Source organism: Chromobacterium sphagni (assembly GCF_001855555.1).
Lineage (GTDB): Bacteria > Pseudomonadota > Gammaproteobacteria > Burkholderiales > Chromobacteriaceae > Chromobacterium > Chromobacterium sphagni.
Genome location: NZ_MKCT01000065.1, coordinates 1 through 23,463 on the forward strand (window position 1 = coordinate 1; position 23,463 = coordinate 23,463).

The following is a 23,463-nucleotide window of genomic DNA, read 5'->3' on the forward strand; positions in this document are numbered from 1 at the left end:
GATGAATATGACCGGAAAACTCGAGAAAGTGCTGTATACCGCCAAGGCCCACACCACCGGCGGCCGCGACGGGCGCTCAGTCAGCGATGACAGCCTGCTGGATGTCAAGCTGGCCGTGCCCAAGGCAATGGGCGGCGCAGGAGGCGCGACCAATCCGGAGCAACTGTTCGCCGCCGGCTATTCGGCCTGCTTCATGGGGGCCATCCGCCATGTGGCCGGGCTGAAAAAAATCGCCGTTCCGGCCGATGCCAGCATCGATGCCAGCATTGCCATCGGTCCGATTCCAAAAGGCTTCGGCATCGCCGCCCAGTTGGATATCAGCCTGCCGGGCATGGCGCGAGAAGCGGCCCAGGATCTGGTTGACGCCGCCCACCAGGTATGTCCCTACTCCAACGCCACTCGCGGCAATATAGAAGTCATCATCACCGTCAAGTAGCGGCATCCCAGGCTGGCCGCAGCCGGCTGCCTCTCCCATCGGAAACCGACGTACATCAGCCATATCAAAATCATGGATGGCCGGCTGACATCGCAAGAGAAAACCGCCCCGGCATGCCGGGGCGGTTTTCTTTGGCGCTGACCGCAAGCGTCAAGGCTTGGCGGTTTCGGACAGGCGTTGCGCCAGCTCGGCCAGCGTCATCTGCGGGTAATGCTTGTGCAGCAGCAGAGCCAGTTCCTGTTCGAACTGCTGCCAGGAGGTCAGCCTGTCCTGCATGCCATCGGCCACCGCCTGGCTGATCATGCCGGCGGCGACGGTGCCGTTGCTCAGGCGGTCGATCAGAATCAGGCTGCCGCTGCCGCGGCAGTTCCGGTACGAATCAAACACTGCCGGGTTGTTGAGCGAGATGCGGCACAGACCGATTTCGTTGAGCGCCAACGCCTCGGCCGGGGTATTGGCCAACGTATTGATGTCCACCCGGTGCTGGATGGATTCGATGCGGCCGGTCACGTATTTGCCAGCCAACTTGAAGCCGTACTCCTTGCCAGGCCGCAGCGGCACCTCGCCCATCGCCACCAGGTTGGCGTCGAAGCTGCGCGACACATGGGGCGCCGCCTCGTCGGCGCGCACCAGCATGTCGCCGCGCGAGATGTCGATTTCGTCTTCCAGCGTCAGAGTGACGGCCTGGCCGGATGACGCTCTGGGCAAGCTGCCGCCATAGACGACGATTTCTTTCACCCGGCTTTGCTTGCCGGAGGGCAAGGCCACAATGCGGTCGCCCTGGTGGATGCTGCCGGACGCCACCGTGCCGCAGAAGCCGCGGAAATCCAGATTGGGCCGGTTGACGTATTGCACCGGCAGGCGGAAGACGTCCAGCGCCACGTCGTGGCTGATCTGCACCGTTTCCAGCAGATGCATCAGGGGCGGCCCCTGATACCAGGGGGCGGCCTCGCTGTGGCTGACCACATTGTCGCCGCGCAGCGCGGACAGCGGCACAAAGCGGATGTCGGGGATGTCCAGGTGTTCGGCGAAGGTCAGATATTCGTCGCGGATGCGGTTGAACACGTCTTCGCTATAGTCCACCAGGTCCATCTTGTTCACCGCCACGATCACATGGCGGATGCCCAGCAGGCTGACGATATGGCTGTGGCGGCGGGTCTGGGTCTGCACGCCGCGCCTGGCGTCTATCAAGATGATGGCCAGGTTGCTGGTGGAGGCGCCAGTGGCCATATTGCGGGTGTACTGTTCGTGCCCCGGGCAGTCGGCGATGATGAATTTGCGCTTGTCGGTGCTGAAGTAGCGGTAGGCGACATCGATGGTGATGCCCTGTTCCCGCTCGGCCTGCAGGCCGTCCACCAGCAATGCCAGGTCTATGTTCTGGTCGGTGGTGTTGTACTTCTTCGAGTCGCGTTCTATCGCCGCCAACTGGTCTTCGAAAATCAGCTTGGAGTCGTGCAGCAGGCGGCCTATCAGAGTGGATTTGCCATCGTCGACGCTGCCACAGGTGATGAAGCGCAGCATGTCCTTGTTTTCATGCTGGCGCAGGTATTCCAGGATGTCCCCGGAGATCAGTTCGGATTGGTGCGACATTAGAAATACCCTTCCATTTTCTTCTTTTCCATCGAGCCGGCGCTGTCGTGGTCTATCAGCCGGCCCTGGCGCTCGGAGGTGCGGGTCAGCAGCATCTCCTGGATCACCTCGGGCAAGGAGGTGGCGCCGGACTCCACTGCGCCGGTCAGCGGGTAGCAGCCCAGCGTGCGGAAGCGTACCTTGCGGGTTTCGATGCGGGCCTTTTCCTCTGGAGTCAGATACTGCAGGATGCGGTCGTCGTCTATCATGATCAGCATGCCGTCGCGCTCCACCACCCGGCGCTCGGCGGCGAAGTACAGCGGCACGATCTCGATGCTTTCCAGATAGATGTATTGCCAGATGTCCAGCTCGGTCCAGTTGGACAGCGGGAACACGCGGATGCTCTCGCCCTTGTCTATCTTGCCGTTGTAGATATTCCAGAGTTCCGGCCGCTGGTTTTTCGGGTCCCAGCGATGGTTCTTGTCGCGGAAGGAGTAAACGCGCTCCTTGGCGCGGCTTTTCTCCTCGTCCCGGCGCGCGCCACCGAAGGCCGCGTCGAACTTGTATTTGTCGAGGGCCTGCTTCAAGCCCTCGGTCTTCATCACGTCGGTGTGCTTGGCGCTGCCGGCGGTAAAGGGATTGATGCCGGCATCCACGCCGTCTTGATTGATGTGGACGATCAGATCCCAGCCGTTTTCCCTGGCCTGTTTGTCGCGCAGCGCGATCATCTCGCGGAATTTCCAGGTGGTGTCCACGTGCATCAGCGGAAACGGCGGCTTGCCCGGATAGAAAGCCTTCTTGGCCAGGTGCAGCATCACCGCGGAGTCCTTGCCGATGGAGTACAGCATCACCGGGTTTTCGAATTCCGCCGCCACTTCGCGGATGATGTGGATGGACTCGGCCTCCAGTTGTTGCAGGTGAGTCAGCCTTGCTTGATCGATATCCATGCTTGCAGCCCGTTCTTTGATGAGGCCAATCTACCGGAAATGTCCTGAGGCGTTCAAAACCGATTGGATATATCAATATAAACTTAGCAAATCTTAAAAAATGAATTCAAAGAATAAGCAAGACACGACGCGTAAGCCGCAGCCGGGCGTGTAATATTAGAAAAACTGGCGTACCGGCTAAAGTTGTCGGCCAACCGGTCGATAGAAGTTCAGAAAACCGTTTTCATCCACCGGATGCGAATCACAATAACAGCAGCACTCAGTCCGTGATGACAGCTTGGCAGCTCATTGGCCCTAATTTGCAACATACCTGTTTGATGGCAGATCAGGCAGGGGCTTGGGAGACGACGTCATGTCAGCTTCATCTATCAGTAGTAGCGTCGGCCCGCTTGACGTGCAGTCCATTGTCAGCCAATTGGTCGCCGCTGATTCGCAACCGCTGGTTCAAAGCCAGCAGCGGGTCGGCAATTACCAGTCGGAACTGAGCACCCTGGGTCAGGTCAGCTCCGCCTTGTCCAGCCTGCAGTCCGCTGCTACGACATTGGCATCGGGAACCTTCCTGCAGCAGTTCAGCGCAACCTCTTCCGACAGCACCATCGCCACCGCCACCGCCACCACTGGCGGCGCCGCCGGATCGTATGTGCTAAACGTGTCGCAGCTGGCGCAGTCCCGTCAGCTGGTTTTTGACCAAGGCTCCAACGGCAAGCCGATTACCGACGAAAACGCCGCTCTATCCGGCGCGCCCTCTTCGTTGACGTTCAGCGTCAATGGCACCAGCAGCACCGTGCAGCTCAGCAATAATGGCAACCCGACCTCGCTGTCCTCCATCGCCAGCAGCATCAATGGCGCCGGCATTGGCGTATCCGCCTCCATCGTGCAATACAACAACAATTACTCGCTGGTGCTGAACTCCACCCAGGCCGGCCCCAGCAACGCATTCTCGATCACCTCGGGCGGGACGGACAGCAGCTCCACTTCCGGGAACACGCTGGCGGGCCTGCAGCAAAGCAGCATCGCAGCCGGAGAGTCGACCAACGCCCAGAATGCGCTGATGACGGTGAACGGCGTCAACGTCTCCTCCAGCAGCAATGCCGTCACCAATGTGATCAACGGCACCACGGTTAACCTGGAGAAAGTCGGCCAGGTCACGATCAACATGAGTCAGAACACCGCCAATATCACCTCCACGCTGCAGAGCTTTGTTTCGGCCTACAACCAGGTGGTATCAGCGACCAATTCCGCCACCAGCAGCTCCACCACCGTGGGTAATGCCCCGGCCAACACTGATATCAGCAGCGACCTGACCGGCCTGCACGAGCAACTGGCGGACATGTTGGGCACCCCGGTGCCGGGAGCGGATCCGGTCAATTCCTACGCCTATCTCGCCCAGGTGGGAATCACCCAGAGCGCGGACGGCACGCTGGCGCTCAACTCGACTACGTTCAACGCGGCGCTGACGGCCAACCCATCCGCGGTGTCGAACCTGTTCGGCAACGCCCAGAATACCGGTGTCGGCAACACCTTCAACACCGCCATCAACAATCTGCTAGGACCGACCGGCTTGATAACCATCGATCAGAACAATCTCAACTCGCAGGTGACGACCGAGCAGCAGCTGCAAGGCCAGTTGCAAAGCCAGCTCACCAACGAACAAAGCAGCCTGCTGACCGAATACTCCAATCTCAACAGCGAACTGTCGCAGATGGAGCAGGCATCAAGCAGCATGGCCAACCTGCTATAGCCTGACTCCCTTGCCTCTCGCGGGCGGTCCCCTTGGCTGGAGGCCGCCTTTTCTTTTGGCGTATACTCGTCCAAATCCCGTCACCGCCAGATTGGCCGGAACTCATGGCCAGCCGACACGTCCGATTTTCATGACTCCAGACATCAATCTCCCCCGTCGCCACTTGCTGCAATGGCTAGCCATCGGCACCGGCGTCGGCATTTTGCAAGGATGCCGCTCCATGCCCGATCAAACCGCACAGCCCGCCGTCCGCACCCAAGTCTGCCTGTATCTGACCGCCTGCTCCGGCATCGTGCCAGCGAAACAGCGCCAGCTGGCCTTGCCGCGCCTGGAGCGGGCCGGTTTCCAGCTGGAAAACACCGCTGCGCTGGAGCGCGCATACCAACGCTTTGCCGGTAGCGACGAACAAAGGCTGGGCGACTTGCAGGCCCTGCTGTCCATGCCGCAACTTCCCCCGCTGACGCTGGCCGCGCGCGGCGGCTATGGCGCAATGCGGCTGCTGCCGCATTTCGACTTTGCCCGCCTGGGCGCGCGGCTGAAGGATTCGCACACGCTGCTGGTGGGCTACAGCGACTTCTGCGCCATCCAGCTGGCGCTGCTGGCCAAGAGCGGCGTCGGCAGCTTCGCCGGCCCAATGCTGGCCGATTTCGGCGGGGCGAATCCCAGCTCCTACACCATCAACGAGTTCTTCAGCGCCATCACCTCCCGCAACGCAGCCTGCGCATTCCCATAGGGCAAACCCAGGCCAGCGGAGAGGGCATCTTCTGGGGTGGCAACCTGAGCGTGCTCTCCAGCCTGGCCGGCACGCCCTATCTGCCGGACATCAAGGGCGGCCTGCTGTTCCTGGAGGACGTCGGCGAGCAACCGTACCGGGTGGAACGCATGTTGCAGCAGCTGCACCTTGCCGGCGTGCTGTCGCGGCAGAAAGCCATCTTTCTGGGCGACTTCTCGATGCAGAAGCATCAGGATGTCTACGATCCGCACTACAATTTCGATGCGGTCGTCGCCGAACTGCGCCGCATCAGCGGCGTGCCGGTGTTCACCGGCATTCCCTTCGGCCACATTGCCAACAAGACCACGCTACCGCTGGGCTACCCGGCGCGCTTCGATGCCGATGGCGGCGGGCTGAGCCTGCAATTCTTCAACTACCCGACCATTGCGCCTACCGGCCTGCAGCCAGAGGCCATTCTCGGAACGCAGCTGGCCTGACCGCCGAGGCGGAATAATGCCATGTCAAACGCTTGACTCGGGCGCGTCGCTGGTGCAGTTTGACTGTTTTGCGCTCAGGCAGCAGCGTTGCCTCATCTGGAGATTGCATGGCTATCCGTCACAAACCTCTGGCCGGCCTGGTTCTGGCCGGCTTGCTGTCCCCTTGCCTTGCCGCGGAGTCTGGCTACCAGACGCCTCCGCCCGAACTGGCGGCACTGGTGGACGCGCCGCGCACGCCTTTGCAGTCGCTCAATCCCCAGCGCGATACCATTCTGCAAACCCATAGGCCCGGCCTGCCCGGCATAGCGGACGTGTCGCAGCCTGAGTTGAGACTGGCTGGCTTGCGCTTGAATCCCAGAATGCACGCCGGCAGCCGCTTCGAGTTCGGCAATGCGCTGACTTTGCTGGATATCGCTAGCGGCAAGAGCCGCGCGGTGGCCGGCCTGCCGGCCAGCCCCCGCATCGCCGACAGCCAATGGTCGCCCGATGGCAAGCGGGCGGCGCTGAGCCTGTGGGGAGACAAGGGTGTGGAGCTGTGGCTGCTGGATGCCGCCAAGGCGCGGGCGCACCGCCTGGGCGGCTTTCATCTCAACGCCAGCAGCGGCCGCGGCTTTGCCTGGACCGGCCAGCAATTGCTGGTCAAGCTGCGCCCCGCAGGACAGGGCGCGGCGCCAGAGAAGCCGACCACGCCTGCCGGCCCCAATATCCAGCAGAGCCTGGGCGGCAAGTTGTCGCAAACCCGCACGTATCCGGACCTGCTGAAAACGCCGTACGACGCCGATCTGCTCGATTACGAGCTGACCAGCCAGCTGGCGCTGGTGGATGCGGACGGCAAGGTGCGCAATATCGGCAAGCCCGACCGCTACCTGGCGGTGCAGCCCTCGCCGGATCGGCAGTATCTGCTGTCGGTGCGCCTGCAGCGCCCCTACTCCACCCTGGTGCCGATCGACCGCTTTCCGCAACGGATCGAGGTGCTGGACATGAAGGGCCGCAGCGTGCACTTGGTGGCGCAGCGCCCGCTGCTGGAGCGCCTACCGTCCGGCAACGATGCGGTGGAAAGCGGTCCGCGCGAGGTGGAGTGGCGCGCCGACGCGCCAGCGTCGCTGTTCTGGGCTGAGGCCCAGGATGGCGGCGATCCGGCGCTAGACGCCAAAGTGCGGGATGCCTTGTATCTTCAGGCGGCGCCGTTCACCCAGCCGCCGTTCAAGCTGCAGGAGCTGGCCAGCCGCTTTGCCGATATCCAGTGGGGCCGCGACGATCTGGCCCTGGTCAGCGAATACTGGTGGAAAACCCGCGACATCAAGACCTGGCGCGTCCAGCCCGGGCATCCCGGCAAAACCGCCGAGTTGCTGAACAGCCGCAAATCGGAAGACCGCTACGCCGATCCGGGCGCACCGGCGATGATCAGCAATGGCCAGGGACAATCCCTGCTGCAAACCAGCGCCGACGGCCACAGCCTGTATCTGCTCGGCGACGGCGCCAGTCCGGAAGGCGACCGCCCGTTCATCGACAAGTTTGATCTGAACAGCAAGCAAAGCGCCCGGCTGTGGCGATCGAAGGCACCATGGTACGAACAGCCGCTGGCGGTGCTGGATGGGCAGAAAGCGTTGCTGAGCCGCGAGCAGGTGGAGCAGCCGTCCAATCTGTATCTGAAAACGCTGGGACAGGACGACGGCCTGCGTCAGCTGACTTTCTTCGCCCACCCCACCCCGCAATTGAAAAGCGTGCACAAGCAGCAACTACGCTACAAGCGGGCGGATGGAGTGGACCTGACCGCCACCCTGTACCTGCCTCCCGGCTACGACGCCAAGCGCGACGGCCCGCTGCCGATGCTGATGTGGGCGTATCCCGCCGAGTTCAAGAGCGCCGACGCCGCCAGCCAGGTCACCGACTCGCCGTACCGTTTCAACCGCATCGGCTACTGGGGACCGGAGGCCTTGCTGGCGCGCGGCTACGCGGTGCTGGATGACCCCACCATGCCCATCGTCGGCGAAGGCAGCCAGGAGCCCAACGACAGCTACCTGCCGCAATTGAAGATGGACGCGCAGGCCGCGGTGGACGAGGTGGTGAAACTGGGGGTGGCCGATCGCGACCGCATCGCCATCGGCGGCCATTCCTATGGCTCGTTCATGACTGCCAACCTGCTGGCGCACACCCGGCTGTTCCGCGCCGGCATTGCCCGATCCGGAGCTTTCAATCGCACGCTGACGCCATTCGGCTTCCAGTCGGAAGAGCGCAACTTCTGGCAGGCGAAGGATGTGTACCAGACCATGTCGCCGTTCAACTACGCCGACCAGATCAAGGACGCCTTGCTGATGATCCATGGCGAGGCCGACAACAATCCGGGCACCTTCCCCATCCAAAGCGAGCGAATGTACCAGGCGTTGCAGGGGCTGGGCGGCACCGCGCGGCTGGTGATGCTGCCGGCGGAAAGCCACGGCTACCGCGCGCGCGAATCCATCCTGCACATGTTGTGGGAGGAAGACCGCTGGCTGGATCAATACGTCAAGCACGCCAAGCCGCGGCCGGCGGGAACGCAGCCATAGCGGCGGGTTCCCGCCGCTCCTGCCGCGCAACGGCGCCTTGGATTCTGACCGAAATGACAGCGCATAACGGCGCAGTCAGGACTCCAGAAATGAAAACGGCCCTGACAGCGCGCGCCATCAGGGCCGGATGGGATGGTTTCCGATCTCAGCTATGCTGCCGGGCGAAATCCTGCATGAAGTTGACTAGCGATTTCACGCCCTCGATCGGCATCGCGTTGTAGATGGAAGCGCGCATGCCCCCCACCGCGCGATGGCCCTTCAGTTGCACCAGGCCGTTCTTGCGCGCCTCCAGCAGGAATATTTCGTCCAGCGCCTCGTCCTTCAGCTTGAATACCACATTCATCTTGGAGCGGAACGGCGCTTCGATATGGGTAGAGTAGAAGCCTTCGCTGCCGTCTATCACGTGATACAGCAGGCCGGCCTTTTCCTCGTTGCGGGTGGCGATGCCCTTGATCGCGCCCTGCTCCTTCATCCACTTGAACACCAGGCCGGCGATATAGATGGGGTAGGTGCCGGGCGTGTTGTACATCGAGTCGGCGTCGGCGTGCACCTGATAGTTCATCATGGTGGGAATGTCCGCTTTCGCCTTGCCCAGCAGATCCTCGCGGATCACCAGCACGGTCAGGCCGGAGGGGCCGATGTTCTTCTGCGCGCCGGCATAGATCATGCCGAAGCGGCTGACATCCACCTCGCGCGACAGGAAGTCGGACGACATGTCGCAGACCAGCGGCACACCGTCCAGCGTGGACGGGATGTGCGGAAACTGTAGCCCGCCTATGGTTTCGTTGGAGGTGTAATGCAGATAGGCGGCCTTGGGATCGCGCTGCCAGGCGGACTCGTCTGGCACGTAGCCGAAATTGCGGTCCTCGCTGCTGGCCACGACATTCACTTTAGCGTAGCGTTTGGCCTCCTTGATCGCCAGCTTGGACCAGTGGCCGGTGTTGACGATGTCGATGCTGGCCTTGTCGCCCAGCAGATTGAGCGGCGCCATCGCGAATTGCAGCGAAGCGCCGCCCTGCAGGAATAGCACCTTGTAGTTGGCGGGAATCTGCATCAACTCGCGCAGGTCGTGCTCGGCGTCATGGATGATGCTCATGAATTCCTTGCCGCGATGGCTCATCTCCATCACGCTCATGCCCGAGCCATGCCAATCCAGCAATTCGCTTTGCGCCTCGGCCAGCACCTGGTGCGGCAGGACGGCGGGACCGGCGGAAAAGTTGTACACCTTGGCCATGTCTATCCTTTATCTGTTGCGTGTATTGGGGTCAGCCGGCTTGGGCTGTCAGTACGAGTGTATAAAAAAACCGGCACGTCCCGCCAGGGATGCGCCGGTTTTCCTTGAGCCGCCATCGCAGGCGGCTCAGTTGCTCAGCAGAAAATGGGCGCGCGCCACTGCAACCGGCTTGCTGCGGTCATCTTGCCAGGCTTCAATCAGCACATGGGCCACCCGCTTGCCCTGCTTGGTGATTTCGCATTGGGCGCTCAGCGTCTGCGGGCGCCCCGGGCGCAGGTAGTCCAGCGAGAAGTCCACTATCTTCGGCGCTTCCAGCGATTCGCGGTTCCACATCAGATGTATGATCGCCGCGCTTTCCATAAAGCCGCCAATCAGGCCGCCATGCAGCGCCGGCAAGGCGGTATTGCCGACATTGCGTTTGGCGAACGGCAGGTCGAAGCGCAACTCGCCCGCGTCGTCCTCGCTCAGTTCCACTCCCATCAGCTTGACATAGGGCAACGTGTCCACGATCTCGGCAAAGGCCTTGCGTTCGCGCAGCTCGGCGAAGCGTTGCATGAATTCGCTCATGGCCGGCCCTCCTCCTGAAGCATAGGCGTACGGCTGGACTCGCGCATGAAGGTGGCCACGCCGTGGGCGATGGGGTCGGCCGGATTCTCGTGATAGCACACCGCGCGGGTGAAAGCGATCTGACTGGCCAGCCGGTAGCATTCGGCGGTGCAGTAGATGGCCTTGCCCGGCGTGGCGGACTTCAGGTAGTCGATGCGCAGATCCAGGGTGGCGATGGTTTCCGCCCCCGGCAACTGGGTAGTCACGGCGATGGCGCTACAGGTGTCCACCAGCGAGGTGATCACCCCGCCATGGATGATGCCGGAGGTCGGATTGCCCACCAGGTCTTCGCGCCATGCCAGTTTCAGCGTGGGCTTGCGCCCCTCGGTGCCGACATATTCGAAACCCAGCGTCGCGCAGTGGGGGAAGGAGACGAAGAGCGCGCTCATCGCCTCCAGCACCTGCGGGTTGGCAGGGGTCGGAATCATTACGCTTCGCCCTGCTCCGCCGCGCCCGCGGCGTCGCCCTCTTCACCATCGACGTCGACTTCCGCCTCGGATTCGGCCACGATCTCCAGGCCGATCAGCTTTTCGCCATCGTCCAGGTTGATCAGGCGCACGCCTTGGGCCGAGCGGCCGGTTTCGCGCACTTCCGCCACCTTGGTGCGGATCAGCACGCCGCCGGTGGTGATCAGCATCACGTCGTCGGTTTCCTCCACCAGGCTGGCCGCAACCAGCTTGAGGCCGGTCTTGTCGGTCAGGTCCATGGCGATCACGCCCTGGGTGCCGCGGCTGGTCAGGCGGAAGTCGCCGACGCAGGTGCGCTTGCCGTAGCCGCCGTCGCTGGCGGTCAGCACCATCTGCTGCTCCGAGTTGCTCACCAGCAGCGAGATCACCTGCTGATCGTCAGCCAGCATCATGCCGCGCACGCCAGTGGCGTTGCGGCCCATGGCGCGGACTGCGGTTTCGCTGAAGCGCACGGCCTTGCCGGCGTCGGAGAACAGCATCACCTGGTCGTCGCCGTGGGTCAGCGCCACGCCGATCAGGTTGTCGCCGTCATCCAGGTTGACCGCGATGATGCCGGCGGTGCGCGGACGGGAGAAGTCCACCAGTGGGGTCTTCTTCACGGTGCCGTTGGCGGTGCACATGAAGATGAACTGGTCGTCGCGGAATTCCTTGACCGGCAACAGCGCGTTGATCTTCTCGCCCGCCTCCAGCGGCAGCACGTTGACCATCGGTTTGCCGCGGCTCTGGCGGCCGCCTTGTGGCAGATCGTACACCTTGCGCCAGTAGCAGCGGCCACGGCTGGAGAAGCACAGCACGTAGTCGTGGGTATTGGCGACGAACAGCGTTTCGATGAAGTCGTCGTCCTTGGTGGCGGCGGCCTGCTTGCCGCGTCCGCCGCGGCGCTGCGAGCTGTAGTCGTCTATCGGCTGCGCCTTGATGTAGCCGCTGTGCGAGATGGTCACCACCATGTCTTGCGGGGTGATCAGGTCTTCGATGTTGATGTCGCCGCCGTAAGGCTCGATCTCGGAGCGGCGCGGGTCGCCGAACTGGGCGCGGATGGCGGTCAGCTCGTCGGAGATGATCTGGTTGATGCGCTCCGGACGGGCCAGGGTGTCCAGCAGGTCCAGAATCACCGCCATGATGTCGCGGTATTCGCCGACGATCTTATCCTGCTCCAGGCCGGTCAGGCGCTGCAGGCGCATTTCCAGGATGGCCTGGGCTTGCGTGTCGGACAAGCGGTAGCCGTCGGTCTTCAGGCCGAAGCTTTCATCCAGGCCTTCCGGCCGGGCCTTGTCCGGATCGACACGCGACAGCATCTCTTCCACCAACTGCGAGCGCCAGACGCGGTCCATCAAGGCGATCTTGGCTTGCGGCGGGGTTTCGGAGGCCTTGATCAGCGCGATGATCTCGTCCACGTTGGACAGCGCGACGGCCAGGCCTTCCAGGATGTGGCCGCGCTCGCGGGCCTTCTTCAATTCGAAGATGGTGCGGCGGGTGACCACTTCGCGGCGGTGGCGCAGGAATTCCACCAGAATCTGCTTCAGGTTCAGCAGGCGCGGCTGGCCGTCGACCAGCGCCACCATATTGATGCCGAAGCTGTCCTGCAGCTGGGTCAGCTTGTACAGGTGGTTGAGTACCACTTCCGGCACTTCGCCGCGCTTCAGCTCGATCACCACGCGCATGCCGGACTTGTCCGACTCGTCGCGCAGGTCGGAAATGCCCTCGATCTGCTTGTCGCGCACCAGTTCGCTGATGCGTTCCAGCAGGCGCGCCTTGTTCACCTGATACGGAATCTCGTCGACGATGATCGCTTCGCGGTCGCCCTTGCCTATCGGTTCGGTATGGGTGCGCGCGCGCATGATCACGCGGCCGCGGCCGGTGCGGTAGCCTTCCTTGACGCCGGCGGTGCCGTAGATGATGCCCGCGGTCGGGAAGTCCGGCGCCGGAATGATGTCGATCAGCTCGTCTATCGTCAGCTCGCTGTTGGCCAGCAGGGCCAGGCAGGCGTCGACGACTTCATTCAAGTTGTGCGGCGGGATGTTGGTGGCCATGCCCACCGCGATGCCGGAGGAGCCGTTGATCAGCAGGTTGGGAAGCTTGGCCGGCAGGATCAGCGGTTCGTGTTCGGAGCCGTCGTAGTTGGGGCCGAAATCGACGGTTTCTTTTTCGATGTCGGACAGCAGCTCGTGCGCGATGCGCGCCATGCGGATTTCGGTGTAACGCATGGCGGCGGCGTTGTCGCCGTCCACCGAGCCGAAGTTGCCCTGGCCGTCCACCAGCGGGTAGCGCAGCGAAAAGTCCTGTGCCAAGCGCACGATGGTGTCGTACACCGCGGTGTCGCCGTGCGGGTGGTATTTACCGATCACGTCGCCAACGATACGGGCCGACTTCTTGTATGCGCGGTTCCAATCGTTGGACAGCTCGTGCATGGCGAACAGCACGCGGCGGTGCACCGGCTTGAGGCCGTCGCGCACGTCCGGCAGTGCGCGGCCCACGATCACGCTCATCGCGTAGTCGAGATAAGAACGGCGCATCTCCTCTTCGAGGCTGATGGGAATCGTTTCCTTGGCGAACAGGTTATCGGTCATAGTGTCTTGATTCGTAAGGATGATCCGGCCACCGTTCGCCAGGTGCGCGTCGTATTTGCTGAATTACGCCCAGGCAACGTGTAGCCGATAGATGTGACAATCTTTCCATTCTACCACGAAAGGCCGGGGCAATGCCCGCCCCGCAAGCGTTTGGGCCGCATGGGCGCTGCTTGCCGCGGACGCAAAAAAGGAGGGCCGAAGCCCTCCGTCAAGTCTTGTAGCCAGGAGTGTTACAAGAAAACTCAGTTCCAGCCTTGCGGCAGCTTGTAGCCGGCGAATTTCTGCTTGGTGAAGGTCTTGAAGGCCGGCGAATTGTAGGCGGCGATCACATCCTTTGCCCACGGCTTGCCGGCATCGGCGGCGCGCACCACGCCCCAGTTGACGTAGGCGTAGCTCTTTTCTTGGTAAACGGCCTCGGTCAGCTTGATGCCGGAGCTGGTGGCATAGTTGCCGTTGATCACCGAGAAGTCCACATCGCTGCGCGAGCGCGGCAGTTGCGCGGCTTCCAGCTGGATGATCTTCACTTTCTTCAGGTTGACGGCGATGTCGCGCTCGGAGGCGGTCAGCGGGTTGACGCCCGGCTTCAGCTTCACCCAGCCCAGGTCGCTCAGCATCACCAGTGCGCGGGCGAAGTTGGACGGATCATTAGGCGCGGCCAGGGTCACGCCAGGCTTGGCGTCCTTCAGCGACTTCAACTTGCCCGGATAGATGCCCAGCGGCGCGGTCGGCACCTGGAACGCTTCCTTCAGCGACAGCTTGTGCTCCTTGGCGAAGTTGTCCAGATAAGGCTTGTGCTGGAAGACGTTCACATCCAGCGAGCCTTCCTGCAGCGCCAGGTTGGGACGCACGTAGTCGGTGAACTCCACCAGTTTGACCGAGTAGCCCTGCTTTTCCAGCTGCGGCTTGATCGATTGTTTCACCATGTCGCCGAAGTCGCCCACGGTGGTGCCGATGACGATTTCCTTCTTGGCCGGATCGGCGGCCAGGACATTGCCGGCCAGCGCCAGGCCCACAACCGATGCCGCAACTGCCTTGATAACGAATCTACGCATTGTTCTCTCCTTTAAATTTGCGCGTCTGAAACTCAACGTTTGTCCAGCTTGGCCGCCAGGCGGTTGCCTAGCAGCTGGATGATCTGCACCAACACCACCAGCATCAGCACCATGGCCACCATGATGTCGGTCTGGAAGCGGTAATAGCCGTAGCGGATGGCCAAATCGCCGATGCCGCCGCCGCCGACCACTCCCGCCACCGCGGTATAGCTGAGAAAGCTGATGGTCAGGATGGTGAGGCCGGAAATCAGGCCGGAGCGGGCTTCGTTCACCAGCACCTTGAAAATGATCTGCAAGGGGCTCGCGCCCATCGCCTCGGCGGCTTCCACCACGCCGCGCGGGATTTCGCGCAAGGTCTGCTCCACCAGGCGGGCGAAATACGGAATGGCGGCAAAAGACAGCGGCACCGACGCGGCGATCGGGCCGATGGTGCTGCCCACCAACAGGCGGGTCAGCGGCACTAGCGACACCATCAGGATGATGAAGGGGAAGGAGCGCACCAGGTTAACCAGCCAGCTCAATACGCCGTTGACGAAACGGTTGGCGAACATCTGCCCGGCTTGGGACAGGTACAGGACCACGCCCAGCGGGCCGCCCAGCAGGATGGCCGCAGCCAGGCCTATGCCTAGCATCACGCCGGTTTCCTGACTGGCCTGCCAGATCTCAGGCGCCATCGACTGCAGGTTCTGCAGAGCTTCGCTCAGGGTTGCAGCATCCATTACGCGGCCTCCAGCAGCGAGCGGGCCAGCGCGGAATCCGCTTCGACCTCGCGATTGTTAACATCGACGACTTCCACTACCCTGCCCTGGTCCAGCACCGCGGCGCGGTGGCAGATGCTGCGCACCACGTGCATTTCGTGGGTGACGATCACCACGGTCACGCCGAAGCGGTCGTTGATGTCTTTCAGGCAGTCCAGGATGGATTGAGTGGTTTTGGGGTCGAGCGCGGAGGTCGGCTCATCGGCCAGGATCACGTGCGGACGCGGCGCCAGGGCGCGGGCGATGCCGACGCGCTGCTTCTGGCCGCCGGACAGCTGGGCCGGGTAGTGGTTGGCCCGGTCTTCCAGGCCGACAATGGCCAGGCACTCGGCTACGCGCTTTTCGATGTCGGCGCGGCCCCAGCCGGCGATTTCCAGCGGAAAGGCGACGTTGCCGGCGACGGTGCGGTTGGCCAGCAGATTGAACTGCTGGAACACCATGCCGATATTCTGGCGCGCGGCTCGCAGCTGCTTGGCGGACAGGCTGGTCAGATCCTGGCCGTCGACGATCACCGCGCCGGCGTCCGGACGCTCCAGCAGATTGATCAGGCGCAGCAAGGTGGATTTGCCGGCGCCGGAGAAACCGATCAGGCCGAAGACTTCCCCAGCCTTGATGGTCAGCGAGGTTTCCGCCACGGCGTCGAACCAGCCGCCCTCGGGGCTGCGAAACCGCTTGCAGACATTTTGCAGATGAATCATTCCAAACACTCCCAGATGCACAAAGCCCACCGATAGCTGCGGCGGGCTTTGCTGTGGAAATCTTCGGAATGTCCGTGAGATTGTTTGTAAACAGTTTGGTCCGATGACGGGGTCTGTTTACCCACGCTTTAGCTGTTTTACGCCCGCAAGCTGTGTTCAAATCGGCGATAAATTTGATTGAGATTGAACATGTTTTTTCGCTTAGCGTCAACCGCCTTTTAAAAAATTATAAGCAACCGTCGCGTTATTGCAAAAAACGCTATTGATTATGAGGTTTAAGTTATTTATATAGATTTTTAAGTTATCAAAATCGCCGGCCAGCCGGCTATAGCGGGCTGATTTCGGCGCACAAAGGCAGGTGGTCGGACAATCCAGACCAGGGCTTGCCCGACAAAACCCGCGCGGCCTCCACTTTCAAGCCGCGTACATAGATGCGGTCCAATGTCAGCATAGGCATGCGCGCCGGAAAACTCTGCGCGTGCGCGCCCCGGGTCTGCAAAAAAGCCTCTTCCAGGCCCAGCTCGCGGTACAACAGCGCGCTGGCCTCGCCGCGCCAGTCGTTGAAGTCGCCGGCCAGGATCAGCGGCAAATGCTCGGCGATGGCCTGCTGCACATAGCTGGTCAGCCCGCGGTACTGCTTGCGGCGGTCAAACGCCAGCAGATTGAAATGGCCGCAGAGCGCCACCACCGGCTGCGGCCAGCCATCCGGTTGCAGCAGGCACTGCAGCACGCCGCGACTCTCGAAACGGTTGACCGAGATATCGCGGTTGCACCACTCGCGCACCGCAAAGCGCGTCAGCAAGGCATTGCCATGGTGGCCATGGTCATAAGCGGCGTTCAAACCGTAAACCGCCCGGTGCGACAAGCGGTTGGCCAGAAAATGGTGCTGCGGCTGAGCCGGCCAGCGGTGGTGCCGTATCGCCCGCTCCAGATTCTTGCCCTGCACTTCCTGCAAAAACAGCATGTCCGGCGCCAGCGTCGCCAGCGCGTCTGCCATATCGTCCACTCGCACGTGCCGGTTCAGCGGCGACATGCCCTTGTGGATGTTGTAAGTCACCACCGAAATCGATTTCATCGCAAAATCCGACAGTTGCTCAAACCTTTTCTGGGCCTTGGCTGTATTGTACCTCTTGGATGGCGTCCGCACCGGAAGCCTGCCCCAGACAGCCTGCCTTGCCGCTCCGCATCGCTGCCGCCTATTCTGCATGCATGACTACCGAGGTGACTCTCATGCCGCAAATTCGCAAAGCCTTGCTGGTGGCGGCGCTGTTCCTGGCGCTGGCCATCCTGTCCCGCTCACTGGCCAACGCCGCCACCCTGACCACCCCGGTCTGGCTCGGCAGCGGCGTCACTTTCGCCGCCTTGCTGGTTTCATCGCGCTGGTGGTGGCCGGCGATTCTGGCCGGCGCTGCCGGCGCTTCCCTTGTCTGGGCCTGGGCAGCGCATGGACTGGGGTTGGGCGGCGGGCTGGCTTTCGCAGGGTTGGAGGTGGTCTGTATGGCATCCGGCGCCTGGATCGCCCGTCTGGGCGGCCACGATCCGGACCGCCGCGCCGGAGCGATGCTGCTGATCGCCGGCGCGCTGTTCGCCGCCGCGCTGGGGGGCTTGCTGGCCATGCCGATGTGGCAATGGCTGCGGCCCGGCGCCAATCTGCTGGAAGAAGGCCGCGCCTGGACCTTTTCCACCGCGATAGGTCTGCTGCTGCTGGCCCCCGTCGCCACGGCCTTTCGCGGCTTCCGCATCCGCCGCTCCGGCGGCATGCCGATGCCGCAGTTTCTGGCCGGCGGGCTGGCTTTCCTGGCGTTTCTGCTGGCGACCGCCCTGGTGTTCGCCGACAACATCGAACAGCGCTACGGCCATGTCGCCGCCACCCTGGCCTATCTGCCCATGCCCTTTCTGCTGGCGTCCGCCGCGCTGTGGGGCGCGCGCGGCGGCGCGCTGGCCATGCTGCTGGGTTCGTTATTGATCATTGGCCGCAGCGCGCATGGCGGTGGGCCTTTCGCGGTGGCGGAAGGCTTTCCCGGCGAAGCCGTGGTCGAGGCGCAGGCCTTTGTGGCGATTTGGACCGGCGTCATGATCATGGTGCGGGCTCTCGCCCGCGACCGCTGGCTGGCGCTGGACCAGGCCCGCGACTGGAGGCTGCGCTACGAACGCACCATGCGGGCGCTGAGGGTGGCCAGCGTGGAGTACGACGCGGTGACCGGCCAGGCGGTATGGGGAGAAGGCGTCCAGCTGGGCACCGGCATCGGCAGCCTGGAGGAATGGCTGGAGCGGATAGACCCGGCTGAGCGAGGGCTGGCGCAGGCAGTCTGGAGCGACGTAGCCCAAGGCATTGCGCCGGAAAGCGAGCAAAGCTATACCCTGCGGCTGGACGATGGCCGGCGGCTGCGGGTGCGCGAGCATCTGGCAGGCATCCGCGGCGCCGACGGCAAGGTGGAACAGGTGGTGGCCATGCTGCGCGCGGAGGCTATCGATGACTGAGCCGGGCGTCTTTTTGATCCATGGTTTGGGCGGAACCCAGTACGACCTGGGTTCCATGCACAAGCGGCTGAAGAATGCCGGTTTCGTCACCCACTCGCTCACCCTGCCCGGCCACGGCACCCGCCCCGAAGACCTGGTTGGCGTGCGCATGGAGGACTGGCTGGAGGCGGTGCGGCTGAAATACCGCGAGATTGCGGACCAGCACGAGGTGCTGCATGTGATGGGCATGTGCATGGGCGCGTTGTTGGCGGTGGAAACCGTCAAGCGCGAGCGCCACGGCAAGGGGCGGCTGGTGGCGCTCGCGCCGCCGGTCTTCATCGATGGCTGGGCCACGCCCTGGTATCGCGGCTTGCGGCCGCTGCTGTACCGCATACCCGGCGTCCCGGCGTGGATGAAGGTGGCGGAAGAGGAGCCTTACGGCATCAAGAACGAGCAACTGCGCGAAATCGTCAAAGCCAAGTTCCGCCGCGGCGAAAACTTCCATTATGGCTGGGTGCCGCTGGCCTGCATCCGCGAAGTGGACCGCCTGCGCGCTCAGGTAGCCAAGGGGCTGGAACGCATAAACTGCCCCACGCTGGTGGTGCATGCGCGTCAGGACGAACTGACCAGCCTGCGCTCCGCCCACTATTTGGTGGAGCGCATCGGCGGCGGCAAGCGCGCCGGCCTGGCGCGCATGGTAGTGCTGGAAGACAGCTATCACATGATCTGCGTGGACAACGACCGCGAGATCGTCGGCAAAAACGTGCTGGAGTTCTTCGAAGCCGCCACACCTGCCGCCGCGATGACGGACCCCGGCATGAGCGCGCAACAGATGCGCGAGCTGTTGGACCTGGCGCGGCAAGACCTGGAACACGGCGACTTCGCGGCGCTGTTCCACCGCGGCATCCCCGACTTCGCCTGGCTGCAGCCCGGCGGCAACCGCTGCAGCGGCGCGTTTCGCGGCGGCAAGGGGCTGTCCCGGCTGCTGGGTGCGGCGCAGAGCGACGTTTCCTTCACCGCTTTCGGCGCCGCGGTACTCAACGCCGACATGGCAGTGCTGCCCGCAGTCTTGCGCGCCGGGACGCTCGCCTCGCCGGGCGCGCTGTCGCTGCGGATGCGCCAGGGCCGCCTGCTGGAGGCGCGCTGGTTTCCGGACGACGTCGAGGCGGAAGACCGCCATTTTGGCGGCGCGCCGCTGCCGGACGGCCCGTCCGAGGCGGAGAAATCGTTCGAAGCCGCCGCCGCGCTGTCGCGCACGCTGCGCAAGGCGCCGGACAACGCTACCCTGCTGGCGTTGTACGCGCTCTACAAACAGGGCAGCAGTGGCGACGCAAGCGGCGAGCGTCCCAGCGTGATGGATGTGGTGGGGCGCGCCAAGCATGACGCCTGGACAAGCCGCCGCGGCATGCCGCGCGAGCAAGCGATGCGGGAGTACGTGGCGCTAGTGGGAGAACTGAAGGCCGCGGACACCCAGGCGGTTTGAATTGCCGTCTTATCGAGTTGCGACGGAACGGCATAAACCACACGCAGGCACCTCCGGGGTCAATGGCTTCTGCCGATCTCGTCCTGGCGGTGCAGCATGGCGCGCATCCTGCCCAGACCCAGCGCGATCGCCAGCGCTAGAACCGGCACCATGGCGGCAGTGGTGATCTCGACATTGAGCGGCAGGCCAGCGGCCTTGGCGCCTTTGAACAGGTAGCCGGCCAAGCCTGCCGCATAGTAAGTGATGGCGGCGATGGACAGCCCCTCCACGGTTTGCTGCAAACGCAGCTGCATCGCCGCCCGCCGTTCCATCGAGGAGAGAAGCGCCTGGTTTTGCCGTTCGCGGCGGATGTCCACGCGGGTGCGCAGCAAGGCCGTGGCCCGGTTGACCCGCTCCGCCAGCTCGCGCTGCCTGGCCGCCACTGCGCGGCAAGTGTCCATGGCCGGCGCCAGTCGGCGCTCCATGAATTGCTGAAACGGCTGCAGGCCCTGGATGCGCTTCTCGCGCAGCTCGACGATGCGGTTGCGCGCGATTTCGTAATAGGCCTGCGAGGCCGTGAAGCGATGGTCCGTGCGCGACAGGGCATTTTCGGTCGCGCCGGCCAGTTCGGTGAGCCGGTGCAGCAGCTGCGGTTCGTTTTCCCCGCAGGCCATGGACATCGCGCCGGTCAGTTCCGCCAGTTCCTCGTCCACCTTGGCCAGCTCCGGCGCGATGGTTTTGGCCACCGGCAAGGCCAGCAGCGCCAGCATGCGGTAGGTTTCCAGCTCCAGCAGCCGGAACAGCATGCGCGCCGCCTGGCGGCGACCCATGTAGAAGTCCGCCAACACATACCGGGAAAAGCCATCCGCATGAATGTGGAAATCGGTATAGGCGCGGCCGGCGCCGTCGCCGATCTCCGCGCCAACCAGCTCGTGCCCGCTGAAATATTGCGCGGCGATGTCCTCCACCCGCAGCGGCAAGGCTCCGGGGCCCAGCAGCACGGCATGCGCCGCCACCAGCACATTGCCCGGCAGCAACTCGAGCCAGGTTGCTGGCAGCGCCAGCAAGGCCGGCTTGGCGAAGGGACGGGACTCCCCTTCGCGAGCCATGATGGCCAACGAGGAGAATTCGCCATGTCTTTCCCACTTGATGCGGCCGATGGAGGTTTCCAGCAGGAATTGCCCATCGTCTTGCGGCGGGCAGGGAATGTCCAATTGTATCGCCAGCTCCCGGTACAGCCAGTTTTCCTGCTCCCGGCTGAGGTGGCGATGCAGATAGGCGAGATAACTGACTCGGGCGCCGACGGCGATTTGCAACGATGGCCGCAAATGAGCCTCGCGGTTCAGTTGGCGGCGTTGCGAGTGTTCGTTCAGCCGAATGGCGTCTGCATCAAGGGGAATGGTCATGGCGCGGCTTCCGGTGGGTGGCCTGCTTCAGCATAGTATCTCGTATGCTGCATTGCAGCATTTGTGGTCTGAAATGCCTCGCTGACACCTCCCGCCCGACTCCGCGCCGACAACGGCGATAAGCGCAGAGCGCATCCGCCGCCATTTTCGGCCAAGCCGCCTGCGAAGACGGCCTTGCGGGCCTGGGATCCAGGCGGAAAGCGGCGCCGATCCCATCTGGAAAATGGTTCCCCGCGGATCGCCCCTCTTTAAGGACAGATGAAAATAGCAATCACTGCTTATATGGTCGCAAGGCCAACAGCCTGTCTGCTGGCCAAGTCGCAGAACCCTATAAGGAGCCCGTGATGATGAAAACCGCCCTTTCATATCTGTCCATCTTGTCGACCGGACTTGGCGCAACCGCCGCCCACGCCGCCATGGAGACATCCGATGCCGCGTTGCGCCAGGCGGCAATCGCCGCCTTCTCGCTGCAATTGCCATTGGCCAAAGGTGCGCAGGAGAGGCCGCTGGTGGAAGTAAACCGGGAAAGCGCCGATGGCGATTGGACGCTGGGGGCGGTCACCCAGCCCCTGCCCGTGTTGGCCGGCGTCACGGCGGAAGACCGCATTCCGCTATCCCGCCTGTTCCTGGCGCGCAAAACCGGCCAGGGGTGGCAACTGGCGCTGGAGGGCGGCAAGGACTTCGCCGCGCTGCTGTCCGCCGCGCCAGCCGGCTGGCTGAGCCAGGACGAGAAACGCGCCTGGCAAAGTCAGGAGATCCGCAGCAAGAGACTGGCCCCGGAAGCCACCGGCCTGGGGCTGCCATGGAAGGAAGGCGCGGCCTGGAACATGACCGGCGGCGCGCATGGCTACAGCGGCGAAAGCCAGCCTTATGATTCGGTAGACTTCGCCGGCGGCGATGGCCGGGTGCTGGCGCCGCAGGCCGGCGTCATTTACAAGAGCTGCATGCGCAATGGCAGCGCGCTGGTTAAGCTGGTGCACGACAACGGCTACTCGTCCACCTACTACCACATGATCAACCTCAACACCGTCGCGGACGGACAAAAGGTGGCCAAAGGAGCGTATCTGGGCACGATAGGCAACGGCCTGCCTTGCGGCGGCAGCACCACCGGGCCGCATGTGCACTTTTCGCTGATCCATCAGGGCCAGGCCGAGCCGGTCAACCGCAAATGGCTGGGCGGCTGGCAATTCTTCGCCGGCAGCCGCGCTTACCAAGGCTATGCGGCGCGCAATGGCAGCCGGGTGATTGTGGGCGGCCGGCTGGTCAATTATGGCAGCGGCGATGCGCCGACGCCGGGCGGCGCCGTCGGCACAGCCAGGCCCAGAGACGGCGACGCCCGCGTCAACCTGCGCGGCGCGCCCAGCCTGAGCGCCGAGATAAGCGGCAGCGCCGCCCGCGGCGAACGGTTGGCGCTGCAATGCCATGTGCGCGGCGAGGCGGTGGACGGAGTATGGGGCCGCACCGACATCTGGAACCGCACCGATGCAGGGCATTGGATCAGCGACGGCTTCCTCGACACCGGCAGCAACGCGCCGGTGGTGCCACTGTGCCCATCGGCCAATCGCTTGTGGTGACATAAGGCCGGGCCGTCGGGAGCGGATGGTACCGGCGGCCCGGCCGGCATCAGGAAGACTTCGACGCGGCAGGTTCCAGAGTCCGCTGCCTGGCCTGCAGCCAGTACAGCTCCGCCGACGCCAACCAGCCCACCAGCCAGGAAATGTCGACTCCGCCCAAGGCCTTCGCCATGGGACCGGTGAAGAAGACGCAATCGATGAAGGGCAACTGCGACAAGATGCCCGCCAGATACACGGCCAACCCGGTCCAGGCATAGCCGGCATACCGGCCTTGACTATCGCCCAGCGCCGCCGGGTCCGCCTTGCCGCCGGAAATCAGATAGAAATCCACCAGATTGATGGCGCTCCACGGCGTGAAGAAGGCCAGCAAAAATAGCAGGAAGGATTTGAACAGCGGCAGGAAGCTGTGTTGCGCCACGATGGCGATGCACACCGACACCAGCAGCATCGCGGCCACCGTGGCCCAGCGCCGCAGCGGGCCGATGTTTGCGGACCGCCCGCCAAGCGACGATGCGATGGCGCTGAAGCACATGAAGCTGCCGTAGGCGTTGAGCGTGGAAATGGTGACCTTGCCGAAAGCCACGCAAAAGAACAGCGCGGCGGCGATGGCGCCGCTGGCGCCCAGGCCTACGAAGTAAGCCACCTCATGCCCGCGGAAGGCCGCGCCGCCTATCGCCGCTACCAGCACGCCCAGCGACATGGCGATCTGCGCGCCCAGCCCCGAACCCAGA

20 protein-coding genes are annotated in these 23,463 nt (G+C 63.5%); 8 read left to right on the forward strand and 12 right to left on the reverse strand.

The genetic code is table 11. The annotated features are described in order from the left end of the window. Positions 1-436, forward strand: a 436-nt coding sequence (locus tag BI344_RS19450; protein WP_277620464.1) for an organic hydroperoxide resistance protein, incomplete at its 5' end; no start/stop codon positions are given. A 150-nt stretch (positions 437-586) separates the two neighbouring features. On the opposite strand, the gene cysN is transcribed toward BI344_RS19450, so the two are convergent. Beyond that, positions 587-2,026, reverse strand: a complete 1,440-nt coding sequence (gene cysN / locus BI344_RS19455; RefSeq protein WP_071114469.1) for a sulfate adenylyltransferase subunit CysN — start codon at positions 2,024-2,026, stop codon at positions 587-589. After that, positions 2,026-2,952, reverse strand: a complete 927-nt coding sequence (gene cysD / locus BI344_RS19460; RefSeq protein ID WP_071114470.1) for a sulfate adenylyltransferase subunit CysD — start codon at positions 2,950-2,952, stop codon at positions 2,026-2,028. Before cysD ends, cysN begins: the two co-directional genes overlap by 1 nt. A gap of 352 nt (positions 2,953-3,304) precedes the next feature. Here cysD and fliD point away from each other — a divergent pair, with 352 nt between their 5' ends. From fliD to BI344_RS19475, 4 genes are all read left to right on the forward strand, one after another. Then, positions 3,305-4,693: a flagellar filament capping protein FliD gene (gene fliD, locus BI344_RS19465; RefSeq protein ID WP_071114471.1), complete on the forward strand. Its 1,389-nt coding sequence runs from the start codon at positions 3,305-3,307 to the stop codon at positions 4,691-4,693. A gap of 220 nt (positions 4,694-4,913) precedes the next feature. Beyond that, a complete protein-coding gene (locus tag BI344_RS24475; protein WP_158021093.1) occupies positions 4,914-5,426 on the forward strand; it encodes an LD-carboxypeptidase in 513 nt (170 codons plus the stop codon). Positions 5,427-5,476: 50 nt separating this feature from the next. Beyond that, the gene (locus BI344_RS24480; RefSeq protein ID WP_158021094.1) at positions 5,477-5,902 is read left to right on the forward strand and encodes a S66 peptidase family protein; all 426 of its coding nucleotides are present in this window, start codon (positions 5,477-5,479) and stop codon (positions 5,900-5,902) included. 107 nt (positions 5,903-6,009) lie between these two features. Continuing rightward, positions 6,010-8,448 carry an alpha/beta hydrolase family protein gene (locus BI344_RS19475; protein ID WP_083370302.1) on the forward strand — a complete coding sequence of 813 codons (2,439 nt, stop codon included), beginning with the start codon at positions 6,010-6,012 and terminating at the stop codon, positions 8,446-8,448. A 145-nt stretch (positions 8,449-8,593) separates the two neighbouring features. Here BI344_RS19475 and serC read toward each other — a convergent pair whose 3' ends face one another. The 8 genes from serC to BI344_RS19515 form a co-directional block, all read right to left on the reverse strand. Next, on the reverse strand, positions 8,594-9,682 hold the full coding sequence (serC, locus tag BI344_RS19480) for a 3-phosphoserine/phosphohydroxythreonine transaminase (protein ID WP_071114473.1): 1,089 nt from the start codon (positions 9,680-9,682) through the stop codon (positions 8,594-8,596). A gap of 126 nt (positions 9,683-9,808) precedes the next feature. Then, positions 9,809-10,249, reverse strand: a complete 441-nt coding sequence (locus BI344_RS19485; protein WP_071114474.1) for a PaaI family thioesterase — start codon at positions 10,247-10,249, stop codon at positions 9,809-9,811. Next, positions 10,246-10,716 carry a PaaI family thioesterase gene (locus tag BI344_RS19490; protein ID WP_071114475.1) on the reverse strand — a complete coding sequence of 157 codons (471 nt, stop codon included), beginning with the start codon at positions 10,714-10,716 and terminating at the stop codon, positions 10,246-10,248. Before BI344_RS19490 ends, BI344_RS19485 begins: the two co-directional genes overlap by 4 nt. Continuing rightward, on the reverse strand, positions 10,716-13,322 hold the full coding sequence (gene gyrA / locus BI344_RS19495; RefSeq protein ID WP_071114476.1) for a DNA gyrase subunit A: 2,607 nt from the start codon (positions 13,320-13,322) through the stop codon (positions 10,716-10,718). Before gyrA ends, BI344_RS19490 begins: the two co-directional genes overlap by 1 nt. A gap of 242 nt (positions 13,323-13,564) precedes the next feature. Then, positions 13,565-14,374 (reverse strand): MetQ/NlpA family ABC transporter substrate-binding protein, encoded by an 810-nt coding sequence (locus BI344_RS19500; protein ID WP_071114477.1) that lies wholly within the window; start codon positions 14,372-14,374, stop codon positions 13,565-13,567. A 32-nt stretch (positions 14,375-14,406) separates the two neighbouring features. After that, positions 14,407-15,093, reverse strand: a complete 687-nt coding sequence (locus tag BI344_RS19505; RefSeq protein ID WP_071114478.1) for a methionine ABC transporter permease — start codon at positions 15,091-15,093, stop codon at positions 14,407-14,409. After that, entirely contained in the window at positions 15,093-15,830 is a 738-nt protein-coding gene (locus BI344_RS19510) for a methionine ABC transporter ATP-binding protein (RefSeq protein ID WP_071114479.1), read from the reverse strand. The genes BI344_RS19505 and BI344_RS19510 overlap by 1 nt, the downstream gene beginning before the upstream one ends. Before the next feature lie 325 nt (positions 15,831-16,155). Then, positions 16,156-16,905 (reverse strand): endonuclease/exonuclease/phosphatase family protein, encoded by a 750-nt coding sequence (locus BI344_RS19515; protein ID WP_071114480.1) that lies wholly within the window; start codon positions 16,903-16,905, stop codon positions 16,156-16,158. Positions 16,906-17,060: 155 nt separating this feature from the next. Between BI344_RS19515 and BI344_RS19520 the strand changes: the two genes are divergently transcribed. Continuing rightward, the gene (locus tag BI344_RS19520) at positions 17,061-18,311 is read left to right on the forward strand and encodes an MASE1 domain-containing protein (RefSeq protein ID WP_071114481.1); all 1,251 of its coding nucleotides are present in this window, start codon (positions 17,061-17,063) and stop codon (positions 18,309-18,311) included. After that, the gene (locus tag BI344_RS19525) at positions 18,304-19,773 is read left to right on the forward strand and encodes an acyl-CoA-binding protein (RefSeq protein WP_071114482.1); all 1,470 of its coding nucleotides are present in this window, start codon (positions 18,304-18,306) and stop codon (positions 19,771-19,773) included. Before BI344_RS19520 ends, BI344_RS19525 begins: the two co-directional genes overlap by 8 nt. 59 nt (positions 19,774-19,832) lie before the next feature. Here BI344_RS19525 and BI344_RS19530 read toward each other — a convergent pair whose 3' ends face one another. Then, positions 19,833-21,158 (reverse strand): DUF3422 family protein, encoded by a 1,326-nt coding sequence (locus tag BI344_RS19530; RefSeq protein ID WP_071114483.1) that lies wholly within the window; start codon positions 21,156-21,158, stop codon positions 19,833-19,835. Positions 21,159-21,502: 344 nt separating this feature from the next. Here BI344_RS19530 and BI344_RS19535 point away from each other — a divergent pair, with 344 nt between their 5' ends. After that, positions 21,503-22,732, forward strand: a complete 1,230-nt coding sequence (locus BI344_RS19535) for a M23 family metallopeptidase (RefSeq protein WP_071114484.1) — start codon at positions 21,503-21,505, stop codon at positions 22,730-22,732. Between the two features lie 49 nt (positions 22,733-22,781). Here the strand turns inward: BI344_RS19535 and BI344_RS19540 are convergent. Continuing rightward, a partial coding sequence (locus BI344_RS19540) for a cytosine permease (RefSeq protein ID WP_193431011.1) occupies positions 22,782-23,463 on the reverse strand: 682 nt, incomplete at its 5' end.